Below are 20,699 nucleotides of genomic sequence, written 5' to 3'. Positions count from 1 at the left end.
ACAATGTGGTATTTGCAGTTCCATTTGGTATGTGCTAGACTGCTTTTGTCCATCCTTTGTCCTCCTGTGATTCGTGTGAGCGGTTGGCAGACCGGCTCTCATCTTATCACTGGGGGCAAGGGATGGCTACTCATAGCTATAAGCTTTCCTGAACCCCCAGTCAAACTGGGGGTTTTCGTTATATAACCAGGCAAGCTGACTGTCCCTTGTGGAAGTCAGCTTGTTTTTTTGCCTGGATGGGGGGCATTTTTTGGGGTTGTCGAAAGACAGGTTCTGCTTCATAATGAACAAGGATCACGAAATGGAAATTTCATCCTTTGCTTGGGAGGAGCTATGGAAAAGAAGATAAGCATCGTCATCGGTTTTTTGGTCGGGCTTGTTTTCGTCAACTACGAGATCAACTATGATTTCCTGTTCGATCTGGGGATCAAGCCCGAGCCTGTGTGGCTTGCCGCGAAGCTGATCGACCCTCACCTGCGGCCTGACGCTGATTTTCGACGCCTGGCGAGCGATGCGCTCAAGCTGATAAGCGGAGGAAACACCCATGAATGACTATATTTCGACCATGCGCAATCTCATCGGCCACGAGACGTTGTTGACAGTAGGCTGCGGCGCTATTTTGGAAGACGACCAGGGACGCATTTTGTTGCAGCAAAAATACAACCGGATATGGGGCATTCCCGGCGGCCTGCTGGAAATCGGCGAGACGTTTGCGGAGGCGGTCCGGCGCGAAGTGCTTGAGGAAACGAACCTCACCATCAAAGCCATGCAACTGTTTGGCATCTACTCCGGAAAAAACGGCTTTGCCCAGTATGCCAATGGGGATAAGGTGTTCAGTGTACAGATCATTTTTCGTGTCACGGATTATGAAGGCACCCTCCTGCGCGATGAAGAAAGTACCCGCTTGCAGTTTATTGACAAAAACGAATTACCGGACAACCTCAATCCTCATCAAGCGCCGTTCATCCTCGACTGGGCAAACGGCGCAACAACGCCAATTGTCAAATAAAGTCCAGGTCCCGGCTCGCCTGCCGCCGAAGCTGAACAGCCGGGAGCGCGATTCCGATCACTTCCGCCAGATCGGAAATGACGGCGTCCGCCTCGGCAGCCGCAGCAAACTGATCGCTGCGCTTCCAGACCGCTTTCATCCCGACGGCTCGGCTGGCACGCACATCGTTTTCCGGATGATCGCCCACGTATATCGCTTGCTCCGGCGGTACGCGCAGCTTGGATAGCGCCCGTTGAAAAATCGCCGGGTCGGGCTTGCGCAATCCTTCCCATTCCGAAATCAGTACCGCCTCGAAAAAATGCGCGATGCCGAGCGCCTGCAAATTGGCGTACTGGAACTGTCCAAACCCGTTTGAGATCAGCCCGAGCTTGATGCCCTGCTGTTGCAGTTGTCCAAGCGTCTCGTGCAGATGAGGAAAAGCAATGCAATGTTGCGGAAACTGGCTGATATAGTCTTGCAGCAAAAACGAAGCGTCCAGATCGGGAATGGCGAACTCCGCGACAAGCTGCTCGTACACTTTGTCTTTCCATACATACCCGTGCTGGTCCAGCTCGATAAAACGCTCGCAAAAGACATCCTTTTGGACAAGCTGCAGCGCGCCAATTCGCTCGTACTGATCGTGTACGAATCGCAGAAGAGACGTGTCGCGGTCCAGCAAAGTGCCGTCCAAATCAAAAAGCACAGCCTGAATCGTCATGCCCAAGAACTCCTGTCTTCTTTTTGGTTTGCGGGCGCTACCCGTTACACCCGCTTCTGTTTCTCTGCCATTTTCCCGCTTCCCTGCTTTTGGTAAAATAAGAATGGTCAAATCCATCAGAAAAGGTGAAAACTCGTGTCACCAAATTATGAAGCAAGCATTCTCGAATGGCAAGCAGCCATGGAAGAAGGAAAAACGACCTCCAGGGAGCTGACGCTTTCCTTTTTGGAGCGAATCGCGGCCTATGACAAAGACGGTCCTTATATCAACGCGATCAGTGAAATCAATCCGGACGCCCTGTTCATTGCCGAAGCACTCGACCGGGAGCGCGCCGTCTCGGGCAGTCGCGGCCCGCTGCACGGCATCCCTGTTCTCATCAAGGACAACATTGCGACCAAAGACCGTATGCACACGACAGCCGGCTCGCTGGCACTGGCCGATTCCTACGCGGCGGTCGACTCGTTTGTCGCGGCGCGCCTGCGGAAAGCCGGAGCCGTCCTTTTGGGCAAAACCAACCTGACCGAGTGGGCGAACTTCATGTCCGACCATATGCCAAACGGCTACAGCTCGCGCGGCGGACAAGTCCGCAATCCGTACGGCCCCGGCACGTTTGATGTGGGCGGCTCCAGTTCAGGCTCGGGCGCAGCCATTGCGGCAGGCTTTGCCGTGGCGGCGGTCGGAACGGAAACATCCGGCTCCATCCTGGACCCTGCGGAAAAAAATTCGCTGGTCGGGATCAAACCAACAGTCGGCCTCATTAGCCGCCGCGGCATAATTCCGATTTCCCACAGTCAGGACACGGCTGGGCCGATGGCCAGAAGCGTCACCGACGCAGCGATTTTGCTGGGCGCTCTCGCAGGAGTCGATCCCGAGGACCCGGCAACGGGAAAAAGCGTTGGCATCGCACACCGCGATTACCTCCCCTTCCTCGATGCGAACGGTCTGCAAGGCGCGCGAATTGGCGTCGTTCGCTCCCGGTTTCTGGCAAAATGCTCCGCGGAAGAAGTCGCCCTTTACGAAGCGGCTCTTTCGCAGCTGCAAGCGGCTGGCGCGACGCTGATTGATCCTGTCCGCATCCCGACAGAAAACGCGGAGTGGCGCTCCCACGTATTGATGCACGAGTTTAAAGCAGGCATCGAGGCGTATTTGAACGACTTTGCGCCAACCTATCCGCTTCGCACCTTGAAGGACATGATCGCCTTTCATCGCGAGCACGAAGCAAGAGCGCTTCGCTACGGACAAGACATTCTGGAGCAGTCGGAAGCGACGAGCGGCACGTTGACCGAGCCAGCCTATTTGCGCCAGCGGCTGTACGATCTCGAAATGTCGCAGCGCAAAGGGATTGATGCCGTCGTCCGCGAGCATGCGCTGGACGCCCTGCTCTTCCCCGGCAGCACAGGCTACGCCATTCCTGCCAAAGCGGGCTATCCGTCCATTACGGTACCTGCGGGCTACACGCCGGAAGGAAAGCCATTCGGGATCACACTGACCGGACTGGCCTTCACCGAGCCGGTGCTGCTTCGTCTGGCTTACGCTTACGAGCAAGCAACGCTGCTGCGCGTGCCCCCCTTGCTGTCGGACAAGGCCTGAGCCGCCTGCCGCACCTGATTCATCCCAACCATTGGCAAGGCCAACCGCTGCTGTTCCGGTTGGCCTTTTTCTGTAGCTTGCCAGCATATCCAGATCGTCACATCATAAAAAAACGCATCGAACCGCTACAGGTTCATGCGTTTTTTTACATCGTCGTCGTTTCTTGTTCCGCTTTGCCCAGTCTGTCCTGGAACAGCTTGCCCAGCTGGCCGATGTCCACTTCCCATTTTTCGTCCTTGTAGTAGACAGTGGCCTTCGTCTCTCCTTTTTTGCCCACGATGCGGACGCTGGCCGTCTTGACCTCATAGCTGCCGTCCGGCTGAAACGTAATGTCCGCATCCTTCAGTTCGCTATCCAGCACAGGGGCGATCGTCTTGTCCACCACTTCCTGGGTTGCCACTACCGCTTGCCGCCCCATCTGGATGACTTCCTCCGGGCTGAACTGGAAAAACAGCACAAGCACCACCCCGATGATAGCCGCGAGCGAAATAATCCGGATCAAACTGCGCACGACCCATTGCGCCGCCAAAACCACCAGGATGATACAAACCGCAACGGGCCAGTAATCTTTTACAAGCTGAAGAACCTGCTCCATCCACACCACTCCTTCACCATCCCATTCTCGCCAAAAATGGGCTGTCGCTAATCAAAACAGGCAGGAAAATGGCGATTGTTTTTTGTTCCGGTCCGCTTTATCGATTCGGCTCGCCTGCTCCGGCTTCTGGCGTCTGACTCCTGCGCAACTCATCCAGGTAGCTGTACAGAGTCACTTTGGAAATGTTCAATTCGGCCGCCACCTTTTCCAGGGCGCCTTTAATCAAAAACACGCCTTTTTGGTCCATGAACTGGACGATTTGCATTTTTTCGTTCTTGTCGATTTGCGCTACCTCTTTCCCGGAGATCGTCTGGGCAATCATCGCTTCCACAAACTCCCACACATTTTGCATGCCTTCCCCTTCCTGCCGCTCCAGCGGCTCCTCGTCGATGCGGATAAAATCATGGATAAACTCCCGCGTACCGACCAGCGGCTGTATGTCGATGTGGATGCAAAAAGCGCCGATGGCTTCCCCTTTTGCATTGCGGATCAAGGCCGTTGTCGACTTGATTGTCCGCCCGTCCTCCGTCTCGGTCCGGTAATTGGCCACGACATCGTTTTGCCGCTTTTGGGACAGCAGCACCTGTGTGATAAGATGATGGAACGATTGCCCGATCGCCTTGCCCGTTCCATGATCGTTGGCCGCGTAGATCACCGAAGATTCCGGCGAGCTTAAATCGTGGAGCACGACCTCGCAATGTCTCCCGAAAGTCTGAGCCATGGCATTGGCAATCGGAATGTACCGCTTTACTTCCTCCCCATATTTCCCCATGCTTCACGCTCTTTTCGTCCGTGATGGTGTTGCGGCTTGTTAACCTCATTATACTCGTCCCTATTTTTTCCTCAAGATAGAAGTAGATTTTTTTCTATTCATTTTCCGCGAAGAATACGTTTTTACGGGATGCGGGATGCATCGGGGAAATAATGGTGGTTAGCCGCATATTTGCCGTTGAGAGATGCTTGTTTGCATATGTGTATAGAAAAACTTATACGAACATAGAGGTATTTTTCTGTTTATATATTTTTTTATACAAGACAACAACACTGCCGCAAACAGAAACGCCCCCGATCCGTTCAGACCGACGGCGCTCTATTCGGCAATCAAGCGTTTGGCTGGTCGTAGAGCAAGCCTTTGGCCTCATACTCCGCGTGGATGTGCGCCGGCACCAGGCTGCCTCCCGTCGCCCAGACGATATGAGTGGCATTTGCCAGCTTGTCGGCAAGGCCCTGCTGTTCGATATAGCGCTGTCCCGCCTCGTGCGAGAGCAGGCGGGCAGGCCCAGGCATGCCCGCCAGAGCGGACGGCTCCAGGCGCAAGGATTCCCTGTCGCGCAAAGCCCGCAGCAAGCGGTACAACTCCTCGTCCGCCACGGTGTACACGCCGCTGAGCAGCGACTCGATCACCTTGCCGACGAACCGGGAAGGCCGCCCCACGGCCAGTCCATCCGCTTCCGTCTTGTTGTCGATGCCAAAGTCTTGCACGGCTACCTGGTCATGCAGGCCGGTCATCAAGCCGAGCAGCATGCAAGGCGAATGCGTCGGTTCCGCAAAAAAGCAATGGACGTGATCGCCGTAGACGAGCTTCAAACCGTAAGCGACGCCGCCTGGTCCGCCCCCTACGCCGCATGGCAGATACACGAACAGCGGATGCTCGCTGTCTACGACGACCTGTTGTTCCTCCAGCTGCTTTTGCAACCGCCCGGCAGCTACTGCGTAGCCAAGAAACAGCCGTTTCGAGTTTTCGTCGTCGATAAAATAGCACAGCGGATCGGCTTCCGCCTGTTTTCTGCCCTCTTCCACCGCTTTTCCGTAGTCGGACTGGTACTCGACCACCTGCACGCCCTTGGCGCGGAGCAGCTCTTTTTTCCAGGCTTTCGCTTCTGCGGACATATGCACGGTCACCCGAAAGCCGAGCTTCGCGCTGATGATCCCGATGCTCAGGCCGAGATTGCCTGTCGACCCTACGGCGATCGAGTAGCGAGAAAACAGCTCACGGTACGAATCAGAGGCAAACACGGCGTAGTCTTTGCGAGCAGGCAGCCTGCCGTGCTGGCGGGCCAATTCCTCCGCGTGGGCGAGCACCTCGTAAATGCCGCCCCGCGCCTTGATGGAGCCTGCGATGGGCAGATGGCTGTCGCACTTCAACAGAAGCCGCCCGAAAATCTCCTGCCCATAGCGGGCCGCAAGCTCGCTTTGCATCTTGCCGATGGAAACGAGCGGCGATTCGATCAGACCTCCTGCCTCTGCCGTTTCCGGAAACGCGCGCTGAATGAAAGGCGCAAATCGGCGCAAGCGTTCCTCTGCCTCCCGCACCTCATCGGCCGTCACCGGTAGAGCCGCACGAGCGATGGGAACATACCCCGGATTCGTCCAAAACACTTCTTTTGTCGCCATGATTTCGGACAGGAGCGGATACTCCCGCTTCCACTGCCCGATTGATTTTCCCGCGACGCTCACGCTGTTATCCATCGCATCTGGCTCCTTCCTGCTTGGTATGTGAAACGATTCGTTTCGTTGTTGTTCATCCGGCAACAGCTTGCGTCTGTCGCTGCCTCTCTTGTTCTTTTGTATGATAGGCCAACAGCGGCAACGGAAGCAACCGCTTTGGCGATAAAATCCTTTTCCCGAAGCTGCCCGGCTCGCCACCAGCGTTCCTCTGTGCCCGATCGCATTGGCATAATTTACAAACAAGGATGGCGATTGCTATAATAGCACCGTACCAGGCTTGCCAAAAGCAAGGAATGGCCGGGAACTGGCAGGTCTGTTCGCATCGGCAGATCGCGTTCCGCCCAAAAGGAGAGAACGAAATGGAAATCAGAAAGCTGGCTCCCCACGAGGAAGCCCCCATGCCCTTGCTCTTGCTGGCAGATCCTTCGCCAAAATTGGTGGAAGACTACCTGCAAAGGGGGCAGTGCTATGTCGCCGTCCAGGACGCGGCGATTGTCGGTGTCTACGTTTTGCTCCCTACCCGCCCGGACACGATCGAGTTGGTCAACGTCGCGGTGGATGAAGCGCATCAAGGCAAAGGCATCGGCAAACGGCTCGTGCTGCACGCCATCGAGGTGGCAAAAGCGTCCGGCTACAAAACGATCGAGGTCGGTACAGGCAATTCCAGTCTCGATCAGCTCGCCCTGTACCAGAAATGCGGGTTTCGCATGACCTGGATTGACCGCGACTTTTTTCTCAGACATTACGAACAAGCGATCTACGAAAACGGCATTCCGTTGACGGATATGGTACGACTCTCCCGAGATATGTGAGGGCTGTCCCTATCGCCCTAGCAGAAAGAGAAAGGATTCCCATGTATACATACACAATCTGTTTTCTTATGCATCAAAACGAGTTTCTGCTGTTGAATCGGCGCAAACCGCCATTGATGGGCCGCTGGAACGGCGTCGGCGGCAAGCTTGCGCCCAACGAGTCGCCCCTTGCCTGCGTTCTCCGCGAGGTATACGAAGAAACAGGCATTTTGTTGACCTCCGCCCGCTACAAAGGAACCGTCTCGTGGAAGCTCGACGGGAAGGGAAGCGGCGGGATGTACGCCTTCGTGGCGGAGCTGCCGCACGCTTGGGAACGTTTTGTCACGCCCCGGCGGGTAGAGGAAGGCATTCTGGACTGGGTGACGCTGGACTGGATCTTGCACCCGGACAATGAAGGAATGGCGGAAAATGTCCCGCGTTTTTTACCGTATATGTTGGAACACGACCAGCCTGTCGAGCATGCGTTTACGTATGAAGGCGACCGGGTGGTTGACTATGAACGCATTCCGCTTGACATCGGCAAAAGCCCCTGCTAACATAAATACAAGTAAACACATCGGAATATAATGGTTTGTACCGACCAGACAAACTGGAGGTCCACATCCTGGCATTTCTTGCTTGGGAGTGGGCCTCCTTTTTTTCGATGGGAAGTTTCTGGATTTGCAATCATTTGTGAAAGGAGAAAGCGAGGTTGTTTGAAAACAAAAAGATCCTCCCTGTCAAGGCAGTATCTGCCGTTACGTTGGTTACGATCCTTCTGTTATGGACGGTTAGTACAAATTCCAACTGGATCGATCCTCTTTTCTTGCCGACTCCCCAATCGGTATGGTTCGCATTGTTGGATCTTTGGCAAGAAGGATATAAAGGGTCCTCCCTACTGGAACACATTGCCAACAGCCTGAATCGGTTATTTTTGGCACTGCTTCTTGCTTTGGTTACGGCTGTGCCGTTAGGGATCCTGTGCGGATCCTCCAAATACGTTCGTGCCATTTTTGATCCCATCGTTGAATTTTATCGGCCTCTTCCGCCATTGGCGTATTATGCCCTGCTTGTCTTATGGTTGGGGATCGATGACAAATCGAAAGTCGCACTACTATTTCTAACCGGTTTTGCCCCCTTGTTCATTACAACCGCATCGAGTGTACAGAAAGTTCCGCGCGACCGAATCCATGCCGCTCTCACATTGGGAGCATCGAAGTGGAAGGTATTTGTTTACATCATCTTTCCATCTTGTCTGCCTGACATCATTACCGGACTGCGAACAGCAATCGGCGTCACTTATGCGACATTGGTTGCCGCAGAAATGGTAGCAGCGACTTCAGGCATAGGCTGGATGGTGTTGGACGCGAGCAAATATTTGCGAAGCGATATTATTTTCGTTGGAATCATACTGATGGGGACCATCGCCATGTTCATGGACTGGATCATCAGATGGTTTCAACGCCGTCATTTTTTATGGGTTGGAACCGAAGAGTAATCTTACGTTTGGAGGAACCTTACATGTCTGTTAACCCAAACATCAAATGGTTGTTGATTTCGCTATTTGCGGCAATGTTGACTCTTGCTACCGCCTGCTCGAATCAAGCGACCTCCCCAGAATCACATGCTTCGCCAGAGAGATCATCTGCAACAGCAGACACACCAAAAGAAATCCGGATCGGTTATCAAGTTTCACCCAATGGAGAACTGCTGGCGAAAGCATTGGGGCTGTTAGAAAAGAACTACCCGCACACAAAAATAAACTGGTTGAAGTTTGATTCAGGACGAGATGTAAATACGGCGATGGCCAGCGGCAGCATAGATTTTGGCCTTGTGGGAACTCCTCCCGGTACCATAGGAATCGCCAAAGGGTTGCCGTACCAGGTGTATTATTTGCATGATGTCATCGGGGAAAGCGAAGCGTTGATCGTGAAAAAAAGTTCCGGGATTCAATCGCTACACGATTTGAAAGGAAAAAAGATCGCAACAACCTTTAGTTCGACCTCTCATTTCAGTTTACTTGGAGCCTTGAAGACGGCAGGGCTGGACCCGGAACAAGACCAGATCACCATTCTTGATATGCAGCCGCAGGATATCTATGCTGCTTGGAAGCGAAATGACATTGACGGAGCGTATATCTGGCAACCTACCCAAGCCAAACTTGTGAGCGATGGCGGAACGGTCATTGTCACCTCGAAAGAATTGGCCGATAAAGGAGTGGTTACCGCCGAATTCGGGATTGTTCATAAGGACTTCGCTCGAAAATATCCACATATTGTAAAAAACTATATTACTCTCTTAGATCAAGCGGTTCATTATTATCGCGAAAACCCTGAACAATCCGCTCAATTGCTTTCAAAAGAATTGGAACTGTCTCCCGAGGAAAGCCTGCAAACCATGCAGCAAATCATTTGGCTGGATGCTTCTGAACAGAATCCATACTTTGGCCAGTCCGGCCAACCAGGACAATTAGCCAAGGTGTTAAAGGATACGGGGGACTATCTGGTTACGCAGAAAGCACTTCCAGCTGCTCCGGATGTAACTACCTTTCAACAGGCTTTGTTACGGGATCTTTACAAATAAGGAGGTGGCGCTTGTGTTCCCCTTACCTTCCCCATCAGTCAGACAACCGCTGACCCGTGTTCCATTGATCGAAGTAAAGGATTTGTGCCTCCATTACCAAAGCAGGAGTCATTCGTTACATGTTCTCGATCATATCAATCTTCACATTGACAACCATGATTTCGTTTGTGTGCTGGGACCATCCGGATGCGGGAAATCATCTCTGTTGAATGTGCTGGCCGGGTTTCAGACGCCTACCTCGGGCGAAGTATTCATTCAAGGCAAGAAACATCTACGACCAAATGCTGATGTAGGCGTCGTCTTTCAACATCACAACTTGTTTCCCTGGTTATCCATTGAAAAAAACGTAGCGTTTGGTTTACGAATGAAATCTGTTCCCAAGACGGAACGGCAGAAAATTGTTTCCTCCTATTTGAACATGGTCGGATTAGAATCCTCAGCCAAATCGTGGCCCTTTCAGCTTTCGGGCGGTATGAAACAACGGGCCTCCATTGCGCGAACACTCGCTGCCGATCCAAAAGTGATCTTAATGGACGAACCTTTTGGCGCACTGGATGCCTTGACGCGTGAAAGCATGCAGAACCACCTTCTTCAGATTTGGAAGAAAACAAGAAAATGCATCTTTTTTATCACGCACGATGTAGAAGAGGCCCTGTTGCTAGGAACGCGCATTATCGTCATGCACCCCAATCCCGGAAGAATTGGAAAAGACATCGTAAATCCACTATCCCATCACAAGCGGCCCCTTCACGAACTGAAACAGACAAGGGAATTTCACGATCTGCGTGATTCTATCATTTCCACGATAAAAGGTACTTGAAAGGAGCATGCCGTATGTCTCACCTGCGTATTGACCAAACTCGCCCACTCCACTTCGAAAATCGCGAAATCCACGAAGGCCCCCGCATTTTGAGACGCCTACCTGAAGGCGTAGACGAAGTTCCCTACTCGCTATTCGAAGTGAAGCCACTCACCCCGCTCATTGGTGCTGAAATTGTCGGAGTAGACTTGCGAAAGACGATTACGCCTGACCTCCTAGCTGAGTTACATCGAGCCCTGTTAGAGTGGAAGGTTATCTTCTTCCGCAATCAAGCAATCACCAGTGAGCAGCAGTTGGCATTCGCCAGGCTTTGGGGTGAATTGGAAGTTCACCCCTTTTATCAAATCGAGAAGGGACAATCAAAAGAAATTGTACGATTCGCCAGGGACAAAAAGAAAGCCGGCTCTGAAAACGTTTGGCATGCCGATGTGACGTTTCGAACGAACCCGGCGAAAGCTGCGGTACTGCGAATGATTGAAGCGCCCCCTGTAGGCGGCGACACACTCTGGGCGGATATGGCGGCAGCATACGACAATCTGCCCGAGGACGTAAAGGAGCGAATCCAGGGTCTTACCGCGTTGCACGACTTCACGCCTGCGTTCAGTCATCTCATGACAGTGGAAGAGCTGGCTGTCAGACAGGCGGAATTCCCGGCTGTTGCGCATCCCGTGGTTCGCACCCACCCGGAAACCGGGCGGAAGACGCTCTTCGTGAATCCATCCTTTACAACCCAAATCGTCGGGCTTGACCCAGCTGAAAGCGAAAAACTGCTTCAGTATCTATTCCGTCAAGCGCATGTCCCCGAGTACCAGGTGCGCTTTCGCTGGGAGCCAAACTCCATTGCCTTCTGGGATAACCGGGCGACGCAACATTACGCTGTTTCCGACTATTATCCGTACCCGCGCAAAGTGGAACGTGTTGCCATCGTCGGTGATCGTCCCTATTAGACTCCATCCATCGTGAAGAGGAATGGAACCGTAACAGGTTCCATGGGTATTTGGCCATGTAAAAATTTCAGGAGGAAATCGAATGAGTTGGGTACTCCTTTTGTTAGGAATTCTTGCGGAGGTAATCGGGACGACGTCCATGAAACTATCGGAAGGCTTTACGAAGCTACTCCCCTCTGTTAGCATCTTTGTTTTTTATGGACTAAGTCTTACGCTCGTCACCTTGTCACTGAAGCAAATTGATGTAAGTATGGCGTATGCGATATGGTCGGGAGTAGGAACCGCGATTATCGCCACCATCGGCATTCTATACTTCAAGGAATCGGTTTCCATCATGAAAATTTTGTCTATCGCTGCGATCATTGCGGGTGTGATTGGATTACATATATCGGAAGGAATCCATGAAAAAAAGGCGCCTGTCTCCCATGTACAATGAAAGAAGGAGATAATCAGCATGGGACTGTTCGCGGTCTGGCCAAATGCTTTCCTCCTCCCGCCATAAAATCACCAGCATCCGGTCGTGGATGTCTGCTACCATCGCGTTGGGGCGGGTGGTCAGATCGCGCAGGTGTGAAATTTCTGACCGTTGGGAGCGTTTGAAAAGGCACACTGTAGCAACCTCTGCCCCTCTCTGTCCGGGTTGGCAAACCGGCGCCGCTCCTCTCCATTCATCGCGCTGTGGGAAGGAGCGGCGAGGGGCGGAAAAATTACCCATTCTTTTTTATACTTTCTTCATAGAATTTTTTATATGCGATGTCTATCATTTTATCTTTTGCTTCAGCTAGCACTCAACAGCTTTGTTCACTTACATCAAAATCGTTGTGCACTAACCTTTGCGAAGAGGCATCGTGCTGTTTTTAGTGTGACAGAACAACGAAGGCTGCTCGTTCTCTTCTCCTTTGCTGTCCTTGCACTTCTAAATGGCATCACTCCATTGCCTGTCTCACGCGTCGCAAGAACACCCTCTCAGTAGCAAAAAAACAGATGTGTACACGATCCGTTCCCGCGTTGTTGATTTACATAATTTATGTTATGTAAACAGATTTTTATTCCTTTCCCGCTTCATCCCCCCACTCACTCCCCCTGCACACACGCCAAACAGCCGATGCTTTATCAGCTCGGCTGTTGCTACGTTTGCGTCTTTCCTATCGACTTGCCACTTTGCGCTTCAGCAAAGGCTCCCGTCCTTCGCGCCCCTGCGTTTTCGCCAAGTAGAGCGCGTACTCCAGCGGCCGCCGGATGGCGTGTTTGTACTGCTCGGTCGCACCCATCTCGCGAAAAATTTCCCGCGCGGGCTTGGGGTTCACTTCGATCAGCCAGGCGCGTCCATCCACGTCAATCCCGATATCCAGCCCAAACTCGACCATGCGGCCAAAATGTTCCTCCAGCGTCAGCGCTGTCTGATAGGCCAGCTCCTCGCAGTCGCGGACAATCCGGGCAGCGTGGTCCTCGCCGAAGCGCGGGCGCAAGAAATCAGACACCGGAACCGCCTTGCCTCCCCCGTGCAGGTTCGAGGTCGCGCTGCGCTCCCCGCCCACACGGATGCCATGCCCGGTGATGCTCCACTCGCCTTGCCCGTTTTTCTGGATCAACAGCCGCATGTCCACGGCGCGCGATGGCACCAGTTGCAGATGCAGCCCTTGCTGGACAATAAACTTTTCCTGTCGCGTCCAGCGATCGGCCCAGCGCTGGACAGCGGAAATGTTCGTGAAAAAGCTCTGGACCTTCGCCCGCTGCTTGTCGCGCCCCAGCAGCCGATAGCCGCCTCCGCGCTTCTCGATGGAAAAAAGGTTGCGCCCGCCCGTCCCGTTCAGCGGCTTGACGTACAAAAACGAATGCTTGCCCAGCATCTGGACGAGATTTTTTCTGTTATATAACAATGTTTCCGGCAGCCAGCGATGCATGCGCGGATCGCGATGCAACACTTCGTGGACGCGCCACTTGTTCGCCAGCCGATTGTTTGCGTATAAAAAATCGCTGGTGCGGCGAAAAGCGACGTAGTCCTTGAACGCCTGCGTCGGCGTATAGCGGTAGCGGTCGAACACCGCGTCCGGGCGAGGGAACAGACGTCCTTGCCATTTGCCCCGCGCATCCAGGACGTATCCTCGCACCTGCTTGCCCGAAGCCAGCACGTCTTTGGGCGAAAACAAAAAAACCGTGCAGCCCAGTTCTTGTCCTGCCTTGAGCAAACGACGGAAATAGGCTGGCTCTGCGAAGCGTTTGCCCTCCCGCCAAGTCAAGATACCGATTGTGGGTCGTTTCATCCTTCCACCCTCTCTCGTTTCTTCCTTGGCAGTGTATTCATCAGCAGGGCAAAAGGCGCTTAGCGCAGCTTCTTTTCCAGGGCAAGCAGATCGAGCGGAAGCGGCGCGCATGCTTCCACCAGTTCTCCTCCAAACGGATGCCTCAGCGTAAGAACCGCGGCGTGCAGCGCCTGTCTTTTGACCAGCTCGCGCTTGCCGCCGTACAGCTCGTCGCCCAAGAGCGGATGGCCGATATGGCTCAGGTGGACGCGAATCTGGTGGGTTCGTCCCGTCTCCAGCCTGCACGCCACCTTGGTTGCGGTCTGATAGCGCTCCTTGACCTCGTAATGCGTGATCGCGGGCTCTCCATTCGGAGTGACTCGTCTGCGCGTCGCGTGATACCTGTCCCTTCCGATCGGCTCGGCGATCGTTCCGCTGCCCTTGGCCATGGACCCGGAGACGAAGGCGAGATAGGTCCGCTTGATTTGGCGCTCGCGCAGCATTTCGTCCAGCAAGGCAGATGCCCAGGCGTGCTTGGCGTACAGCACCACCCCGGAAGTATCCTGATCGAGTCTGTGCACGTGGCGCACCTTCGCTTGCAGCCCTGTGCGGAAAAAGTGCCCGGACACCAGATGGTCCAGCGTCAGGTGATGGTTCGGCGCGGTCGGATGCAGCAGCATGCCCGCAGGCTTGTTTACGATCAGCAGATGGTCGTCTTCGTACAACACGTGCAGCGGGTCACTGGCTGGCGCAAGCCCGAGCGGCTCCGGCGGGCACAGCCGCAGCCGAATCTCCTGCCCCTCTCTTACGGGTACATGCTGGGCGACGGGCGCGCCGTCTACGAGCACTTCCTTGTGCTGAAACAAAAGATGGACCTGCTTGCGCGGCAGCTTCCACCCCTCGCGCAGCAGGTTCCCAACCGGAATGGCGTCGTCTTCCGCCTGCAAGCGGGCCACGAGCCATTCCCCTTCTTTTTTCATTGAACGCATGGTCCGTCTCCCTGCCTTATGCTCATGCTGTTTACGCCTCTGCGAGTCCGTTGTTCACCTGAACGGCACGGTCGAGAAAATGCTCGATCTCCTCGCGGCTTTTTCCCAGCTTGCTGACAAAACGAATCAGCTCTTTGCCCTGACGAAACGCAATGAAGCTGGGGATTCCGAACACATCGTACTTCTGCGACAGGTCCGGCAGCGTATCGCGATTGACAGCAACCATGTCCAGCTGGTCCTTGTACTTTTCTTCGACCTCCGGCATGAACGGATCAATCCGGTGGCAATCCGGGCACCAATCGGTAAAAAATTTCACCACGACGGGCTTGCTGGAGGCAATCGCTTGTTCAAATTCAGCTTCTGTCTTGATTTCTCTCATCTCGGGATCTTCCTTCCTAGAATGCTTTGGCAATAGTGTAGCACAAAAAAGACGCGTTTGTCGCACCCACTCCAGGCGGCTACAGTCCGCCGCCCTGCTCCACCAAACATCGCACGAATGCTTCGGCCGGCCGGGACAGCGGCTTGTCCTTGCGATAGGCGACGACGAGCGTCCGGTACGGCCTGGTCGCAAGCCGCACGTAGACAGGCGGTTCCAGCGTGCCGGGCGCGCGCGTAATCATCTCCGGCGCAAAGGACAGTCCCATCCCCGCCGCCACGAGCGACTGGACCGTCTGGATGTTGGTGCTCTCAAACACGATGCGCGGCCGAAACCCGGCCAGCTCGCACAGCCGCAGCGAGATCGTGCGAAAGCCTTGCCCTTCCTTGAGCAAAATAAACGGCTGGTCCGCGAGCTGAGCCAGGTCGATCTCCTTTTTGCCCGCGAGCGGATGCTTGGGTGGAACCGCCAGGAAAATTTCCTCATTGATGGCAGGGATGATCGTCAGCGAAGGATCGCTGATCGGCATCGTCAGCAGACTGACATCGATTTTTCCCCGCACGAGCAATTGCTCCAGATGACTGGACGTCTCCTCCATCAGTTGCAGCTCGACTCCCGGAAACTGCTTGGTAAACGTGGGCAAAACGCGCGGCAGCACATACGCGCCTGTAATCGGCAGGCTGCCTACCAACAGCCGGCCGCTCTCCCCTACGGCATACGCGCGCATTTCCCGCTCCAGCCCTTCGGACAGGTCGACGAGTGTCTGGGCGACCTGCACGAACCGTTGACCGGCATCCGTCAGCTCCACATGCTGGGGCAAGCGATGAAACAAGCTGACGCCGAGCATCTTTTCCAGTTTGGCAATCTGCTGGCTAAGCGATGGCTGAGCCAGGTGCAAGCGGCTTGCCGCCCGCGAAAAGCTGCGTTCCTCCGCAACCGCAAGCACATAGCGAATCTGTCGTAACTCCATGGCACCCTCCCGATAGGCAAAAGCTATCCTTCTCATAATTATTATATCTTTGAACGATTTCCTTTCCCATGATACAACCTTGATAAGAGTTTTGCACGAAGGAGGAAACCGATGATGAAACCCCGCACGATGTTCGAAAAGATTTGGGACAATCACGTAATCCACGAGGAACCGGGAAAACCGAGCCTTCTGTACATCGACCTGCACCTGGTACACGAGGTCACTTCGCCCCAGGCATTCGAAGGACTCCGCCTGGCTGGCCGCAAAGTCCGCCGTCCCGAGCTGACCTTTGCCACCATGGACCACAACGTGCCGACCGCAGACCGCTTTCATGTAAAGGACCCGATCTCCCGCCAGCAAATGGAGACGTTGACGGCAAACTGCCGCGAGTTCGGCATTACGCTCGCTGACCTGAACAGCCCGGACCAAGGAATCGTCCACGTCATCGGCCCGGAGCTTGGCCTGACCCACCCCGGCAAAACCATCGTGTGCGGCGACAGCCACACCTCCACGCACGGCGCATTCGGCGCTCTCGCCTTCGGAATCGGCACCAGCGAGGTCGAACATGTCCTCGCGACACAATGCTTGCCGCAGCTAAAGTCGAAAACGATGGAAGTCCGCGTGAACGGCGAGCTGCCATTCGGCGTCAGCGCAAAAGACTTAATTTTGGCGATTATCGCAAAATACGGAACGGACTTTGCGACCGGCTATGTCGTGGAATATACGGGCGAAGCCATCCGCAAGCTGACGATGGAAGAGCGCATGACCGTCTGCAACATGACCATCGAAGGCGGCGCGCGCGCCGGGCTGATCGCCCCGGACCAAACGACGTTCGACTACCTGAAGGGCAGACGCTACGCTCCGCAGGGCGAAGATTTCCTCGCCGCCGTAGAAGCCTGGAAACAGCTCTGCACAGACGAAGGCGCAACCTTCGACGCCTTGGTCGAGATCGACGCGGCCACGATTGCGCCGCAAGTAACCTGGGGAACCAGCCCGGGCATGGGCACCAGCATTTCCAGCACCGTCCCCGACCCCGCGTCTTTTGAAACGGCGGCACAGCGCAAAGCGGCTCAGGACGCGCTCGCCTACATGGATCTTGCACCCGGCACGCCGATGAGCGAAATCAAGATCGACCGCGTGTTCATCGGCTCCTGTACAAACGGTCGGATCGAAGACTTGCGCAAGGCAGCGGAAGTGGCCAAAGGACGCAAGGTCTCCCCTTCCGTACACGCCATGGTCGTCCCTGGCTCCCAGGCCGTCAAGCAACAGGCAGAAAAAGAGGGGCTGCACCTTATTTTCCAGGAAGCCGGCTTTGACTGGCGCGAATCCGGCTGCTCCATGTGCCTCGCCATGAACCCGGACGTCCTGTCGGAAGGAGAGCGCTGCGCTTCTACCTCCAACCGCAACTTCGAAGGCCGACAAGGCCGCGGCGGACGCACGCACCTGGTCAGCCCGGAAATGGCGGCGGCCGCGGCGATTGCGGGCCACTTCGTAGACGTGCGCGAATGGAAAACAGAAAGCGTCAGCAAGGAGGTATTCCAATGAATCCATTTGTCGTCCATACCGGACTGGTCGCGCCATTGGACCGTGTCAACGTTGATACAGACGCCATCATCCCGAAGCAATTCCTGAAGCGCATTGAACGCACCGGCTTTGGCCAGTTTTTGTTCTACGAATGGCGATTTGCGGCCGATGGCACGCCGATCGACTCGTTTCTTTTGAACAAGCCGGCGTACAAAGACGCGACCGTGCTGCTCGCTCGCAACAACTTCGGCTGCGGCTCGTCCCGCGAACACGCTCCCTGGGCCTTGCTGGACTACGGCTTCCGCTGTGTGATCGCTCCGTCCTTTGCGGACATTTTTTACAACAACTGCTTCAAAAACGGCATCCTGCCGATCACGCTCAGCGAAGAACAGGTGGATGAACTGTTCCAGCGCGCGCAAAGCCGCGAAAACTACGCGCTGACCATTGATCTTGAGGGGCAGGTGGTGCGCGACAGCGAAGGGCTCTCCTACCCGTTCGCGGTCGATCCGTATCGCCGTTACTGCCTGCTGAACGGCCTGGACGATATCGGCATCACTTTGCAGTACGAAGACAAAATCGCCGCTTACGAGGCAAGACAACAAGCCCGTTACCAGGTCCGGTAAAGCGGGCCACGAAAACAAGTCCGGCTCATCGCGAAGCGAAGGCATGCAAGCTGTTCATGCCTTCGCTTTTTTGCACGGCTCGCTGCTGTTGCACGGCAGTTTTTGCGTCAGTCGCGCAAAAGCATGTACATGTGCAACTCGTCAAGGTAACGCTCCCCTGCTTTCAGCGCCCGTTTTTCCAGGCCGTAGGGCACAAAGCCCATTTTTTCGTAAAAACGCACCGCGCCGGGATTCGTGGTGACGACGGCAAGCTGTACCTGGTCGATGTCTCCCCGCTGTCTCAAAAAGGCCAGTTCCTCCTGCATCAGCTCGGCCGCAACTCCTGTTTTGCGATACGCTTCGCGGACGTACATGGATACGACGGAAACCTTGTGTCTCGCTTTCAGTCCGCGGTGCCGGAAATAACCGATGAGGCCCGCCAGCTCGCCCCCGACAAAAGCGCCGAAGTAGCCGCTGTCGCCCTCCGGCCCCTGAGAAAGCCGTGCCTGCCATTCGGCCATCGGGCGCTTGATTTCCTCTTCGTAGGCGGCGCCGAACGCGTCCGGATCGGTTTGCAGCCCTTCCAGCCTTACTTTGACAAACGCATCTGTATCCGCTGGTCCCAATCGGCGAATGTCCATGCTTTGCTTCCCTCTTTCCCCTCATCATACGGAAAATATTGCCAGGGTGTAAAGCCTGCGACAACGAAAACGCCAGGAAATGTCCTGGCGCTTCTTTTTGTCCCTTTTGTCGCCTACGCGAGCTCGGTCTGGGCGGAATCGGCGAGACCCAACGTCGCCAGCGCCTGTTCGCGCAGCTTGTATTTTTGAATCTTGCCGGACGCCGTCATCGGGTATTCATCCACAATCTGAACGTAGCGCGGCGTTTTGAAGCGGGCGATTTTTCCTTCGCAGTATGCCAGCACTTCTTCTTCCGTCAATGTCTCTCCCGGCTTGACCCGGATGCAGGCCAGCACTTGCTCGCCGTATTTGGCATCCGGCACACCCACGATCTGGACGTCCAGTATTTTCGGATGGGTGTACAAAAACTCCTCGACTTCGCGCGGGTAGATGTTTTCCCCGCCGCGAATAATCATATCTTTCAACCTGCCTGTAATCCGGTAATAGCCTTCCTCGTCTACAGTAGCCAGGTCCCCCGTATGCAGCCAGCCCTCTTCGTCGATCGCCTTCGCTGTCTCATCCGGCATATTGTAGTAGCCTTTCATCACCAAATACCCGCGTGTGCACAGCTCGCCCTGCACTCCTGGCGGGACAATCTCTCCGGTGGCAGGATGGATGATCTTCGCCTCGACTCCTTCGTGCAGGCGGCCGACGGTAGACACCTTGCGCTCGATGGAATCCTCCGGCCGCGTCTGGGTAATGACAGGCGAAGACTCGGTCTGGCCATAGGCAATCGTAATATCGCGGATGCCCATTTTGTCTACGACCTTTTTCATCACCTCGATCGGACACAAGGAACCAGCCATGATGCCTGTGCGCAGCGAGCTGAGGTCCCGCTGTTCAAAGGTCGGATGATTCAGTTCGGCGATAAACATGGTAGGCACGCCGTACAGTGCCGTGCAGCGCTCGGCTTCGACAATCGAAAGCACCAGCCCCGGGTCAAAGGCGATGACCGGAACCATCGTTGCGCCTGTCGCAACGCATGCCAACGTGCCCATGACGCAGCCAAAGCAGTGGAAAAACGGCACGGGGATGCACACGCGGTCCCCTACCCGGAGTCCCTGGCATTCCGCGACCTTGATCGCGTTGTTGACGATATTGACATGGGATAGCATGACGCCTTTGGGAAAGCCTGTCGTTCCGGACGTGTACTGCATGTTGATGACGTCATCGGGAGCCAGTGACTCCTGGCGCAAGCGCCGCTCTTCCTCGCTGACCAGCTCGGCCCTGTCCAGCAAGTCCTGCCATACAAACATGCCAGGCTGCCGCTCTTCGCCCAGGTAGACGACATTGCGCAATTTCGGCAATCGTTTGGACACCAGCGCGCCCGGCTCGCACGTGGCAAGCTCCGGGCAAATCTCCCGGATCATCTCCAGGTAGTTGGCATCGCGATACCCGTCGACCAAAAGCAATGTCGTAGACTCCGACTGGCGCAGCAAATATTCCAGCTCGTGGACGCGATAGCTCGTGTTGACGGTCACCAGCACACCGCCCATCTTGGCCGTGGCGAATTGCGAAATCACCCATTCGGGTACATTGGGCGCCCAGATGGCGATATGTTCGCCTTTTTGAATGCCGAGTGACATAAACCCTCGTGCCGCCTGGTTGCACAGCTCCTGAAACTGGGCAAACGAATAGCGGAGCGATCGTTCCTGATAGACCAGCGCTTCCTTCTCCCGATACAGGCTGGCCGCCTCATCCAGCAAGTTGCCAATCGTAATCATCCGCAGCATACAAGCACCCCCAGAACATTCAGACTATTCTATCTTTACTAACAAGGATTCGTTCTTCTCTATCATATTCCTTCCCGCGTGAAAAAAGAAAAGCGTCCCCCA

The 20,699-nt window shown here is 55.0% G+C and carries 22 protein-coding genes; 12 read left to right on the top strand and 10 right to left on the bottom strand.

Annotated elements, in window-relative coordinates:
* Positions 1-333: 333 nt before the first annotated feature.
* Positions 334-552 carry a hypothetical protein gene (locus ACTHO6_RS03470; protein ID WP_440239375.1) on the top strand — a complete coding sequence of 73 codons (219 nt, stop codon included), beginning with the start codon at positions 334-336 and terminating at the stop codon, positions 550-552.
* Positions 545-1,009 carry an NUDIX hydrolase gene (locus tag ACTHO6_RS03465; protein ID WP_440239373.1) on the top strand — a complete coding sequence of 155 codons (465 nt, stop codon included), beginning with the start codon at positions 545-547 and terminating at the stop codon, positions 1,007-1,009. The genes ACTHO6_RS03470 and ACTHO6_RS03465 overlap by 8 nt, the downstream gene beginning before the upstream one ends.
* Here the strand turns inward: ACTHO6_RS03465 and ACTHO6_RS03460 are convergent.
* Positions 1,002-1,706 (bottom strand): HAD family hydrolase, encoded by a 705-nt coding sequence (locus ACTHO6_RS03460; RefSeq protein ID WP_440239371.1) that lies wholly within the window; start codon positions 1,704-1,706, stop codon positions 1,002-1,004. The genes ACTHO6_RS03465 and ACTHO6_RS03460 overlap by 8 nt on opposite strands.
* A gap of 135 nt (positions 1,707-1,841) precedes the next feature.
* Here ACTHO6_RS03460 and ACTHO6_RS03455 point away from each other — a divergent pair, with 135 nt between their 5' ends.
* The gene (locus ACTHO6_RS03455; protein WP_440239369.1) at positions 1,842-3,296 is read left to right on the top strand and encodes an amidase family protein; all 1,455 of its coding nucleotides are present in this window, start codon (positions 1,842-1,844) and stop codon (positions 3,294-3,296) included.
* A 145-nt stretch (positions 3,297-3,441) separates the two neighbouring features.
* Here the strand turns inward: ACTHO6_RS03455 and ACTHO6_RS03450 are convergent, their stop codons facing one another.
* From ACTHO6_RS03450 to ACTHO6_RS03440, 3 genes are all read right to left on the bottom strand, one after another.
* Positions 3,442-3,891: a hypothetical protein gene (locus ACTHO6_RS03450; protein WP_440239367.1), complete on the bottom strand. Its 450-nt coding sequence runs from the start codon at positions 3,889-3,891 to the stop codon at positions 3,442-3,444.
* Positions 3,892-3,988: 97 nt separating this feature from the next.
* On the bottom strand, positions 3,989-4,663 hold the full coding sequence (locus ACTHO6_RS03445) for a helix-turn-helix transcriptional regulator (protein ID WP_440239364.1): 675 nt from the start codon (positions 4,661-4,663) through the stop codon (positions 3,989-3,991).
* A 329-nt stretch (positions 4,664-4,992) separates the two neighbouring features.
* Entirely contained in the window at positions 4,993-6,360 is a 1,368-nt protein-coding gene (locus tag ACTHO6_RS03440) for a D-serine ammonia-lyase (RefSeq protein WP_440239362.1), read from the bottom strand.
* A 338-nt stretch (positions 6,361-6,698) separates the two neighbouring features.
* Between ACTHO6_RS03440 and ACTHO6_RS03435 the strand changes: the two genes are divergently transcribed.
* The 7 genes from ACTHO6_RS03435 (at position 6,699) to ACTHO6_RS03405 (ending at position 11,916) form a co-directional block, all read left to right on the top strand.
* Entirely contained in the window at positions 6,699-7,151 is a 453-nt protein-coding gene (locus tag ACTHO6_RS03435; RefSeq protein WP_440239359.1) for a GNAT family N-acetyltransferase, read from the top strand.
* A 41-nt stretch (positions 7,152-7,192) separates the two neighbouring features.
* Positions 7,193-7,687: an NUDIX hydrolase gene (locus ACTHO6_RS03430; RefSeq protein WP_440239357.1), complete on the top strand. Its 495-nt coding sequence runs from the start codon at positions 7,193-7,195 to the stop codon at positions 7,685-7,687.
* Positions 7,688-7,842: 155 nt separating this feature from the next.
* A complete protein-coding gene (locus ACTHO6_RS03425) occupies positions 7,843-8,628 on the top strand; it encodes an ABC transporter permease (RefSeq protein WP_440239355.1) in 786 nt (261 codons plus the stop codon).
* Positions 8,629-8,651: 23 nt separating this feature from the next.
* A complete protein-coding gene (locus ACTHO6_RS03420) occupies positions 8,652-9,713 on the top strand; it encodes a taurine ABC transporter substrate-binding protein (protein ID WP_440239353.1) in 1,062 nt (353 codons plus the stop codon).
* 13 nt (positions 9,714-9,726) lie between these two features.
* Complete coding sequence (locus ACTHO6_RS03415) at positions 9,727-10,533, top strand: ABC transporter ATP-binding protein (RefSeq protein ID WP_440239351.1); 807 nt, start codon at positions 9,727-9,729, stop codon at positions 10,531-10,533.
* Positions 10,534-10,547: 14 nt separating this feature from the next.
* A complete protein-coding gene (locus ACTHO6_RS03410) occupies positions 10,548-11,480 on the top strand; it encodes a TauD/TfdA dioxygenase family protein (protein WP_440239349.1) in 933 nt (310 codons plus the stop codon).
* Positions 11,481-11,562: 82 nt separating this feature from the next.
* Positions 11,563-11,916: a DMT family transporter gene (locus tag ACTHO6_RS03405; RefSeq protein ID WP_440239347.1), complete on the top strand. Its 354-nt coding sequence runs from the start codon at positions 11,563-11,565 to the stop codon at positions 11,914-11,916.
* Between the two features lie 709 nt (positions 11,917-12,625).
* Here ACTHO6_RS03405 and ACTHO6_RS03400 read toward each other — a convergent pair.
* From ACTHO6_RS03400 to ACTHO6_RS03385, 4 genes are all read right to left on the bottom strand, one after another.
* Positions 12,626-13,744, bottom strand: a complete 1,119-nt coding sequence (locus tag ACTHO6_RS03400) for a YheC/YheD family endospore coat-associated protein (protein ID WP_440239344.1) — start codon at positions 13,742-13,744, stop codon at positions 12,626-12,628.
* Positions 13,745-13,803: 59 nt separating this feature from the next.
* A complete protein-coding gene (locus ACTHO6_RS03395) occupies positions 13,804-14,712 on the bottom strand; it encodes an RluA family pseudouridine synthase (protein WP_440239342.1) in 909 nt (302 codons plus the stop codon).
* Between the two features lie 31 nt (positions 14,713-14,743).
* Positions 14,744-15,091 carry a thioredoxin family protein gene (locus ACTHO6_RS03390; RefSeq protein ID WP_440239340.1) on the bottom strand — a complete coding sequence of 116 codons (348 nt, stop codon included), beginning with the start codon at positions 15,089-15,091 and terminating at the stop codon, positions 14,744-14,746.
* 79 nt (positions 15,092-15,170) lie between these two features.
* Positions 15,171-16,058: a LysR family transcriptional regulator gene (locus ACTHO6_RS03385; protein ID WP_440239337.1), complete on the bottom strand. Its 888-nt coding sequence runs from the start codon at positions 16,056-16,058 to the stop codon at positions 15,171-15,173.
* A 114-nt stretch (positions 16,059-16,172) separates the two neighbouring features.
* Between ACTHO6_RS03385 and leuC the strand changes: the two genes are divergently transcribed.
* Together leuC and leuD are read left to right on the top strand one after the other, a co-directional pair.
* A complete protein-coding gene (leuC, locus tag ACTHO6_RS03380; RefSeq protein WP_440239424.1) occupies positions 16,173-17,603 on the top strand; it encodes a 3-isopropylmalate dehydratase large subunit in 1,431 nt (476 codons plus the stop codon).
* Positions 17,600-18,205 (top strand): 3-isopropylmalate dehydratase small subunit, encoded by a 606-nt coding sequence (gene leuD / locus ACTHO6_RS03375; RefSeq protein ID WP_440239335.1) that lies wholly within the window; start codon positions 17,600-17,602, stop codon positions 18,203-18,205. The genes leuC and leuD overlap by 4 nt, the downstream gene beginning before the upstream one ends.
* Positions 18,206-18,312: 107 nt before the next feature.
* On the opposite strand, the gene ACTHO6_RS03370 is transcribed toward leuD, so the two are convergent.
* Both ACTHO6_RS03370 and ACTHO6_RS03365 read right to left on the bottom strand, forming a co-directional pair.
* Entirely contained in the window at positions 18,313-18,825 is a 513-nt protein-coding gene (locus ACTHO6_RS03370; protein ID WP_440239332.1) for an N-acetyltransferase family protein, read from the bottom strand.
* Between the two features lie 113 nt (positions 18,826-18,938).
* Positions 18,939-20,597, bottom strand: a complete 1,659-nt coding sequence (locus ACTHO6_RS03365) for an AMP-binding protein (RefSeq protein ID WP_440239330.1) — start codon at positions 20,595-20,597, stop codon at positions 18,939-18,941.
* Positions 20,598-20,699 lie beyond the last annotated feature (102 nt).

The sequence above is a fragment of the Brevibacillus sp. SAFN-007a genome (assembly GCF_051967035.1).
In the GTDB taxonomy this organism is placed as follows: Bacteria; Bacillota; Bacilli; order Brevibacillales; family Brevibacillaceae; genus Brevibacillus.
This window is presented reverse-complemented; position numbering and strand designations above follow the sequence as displayed.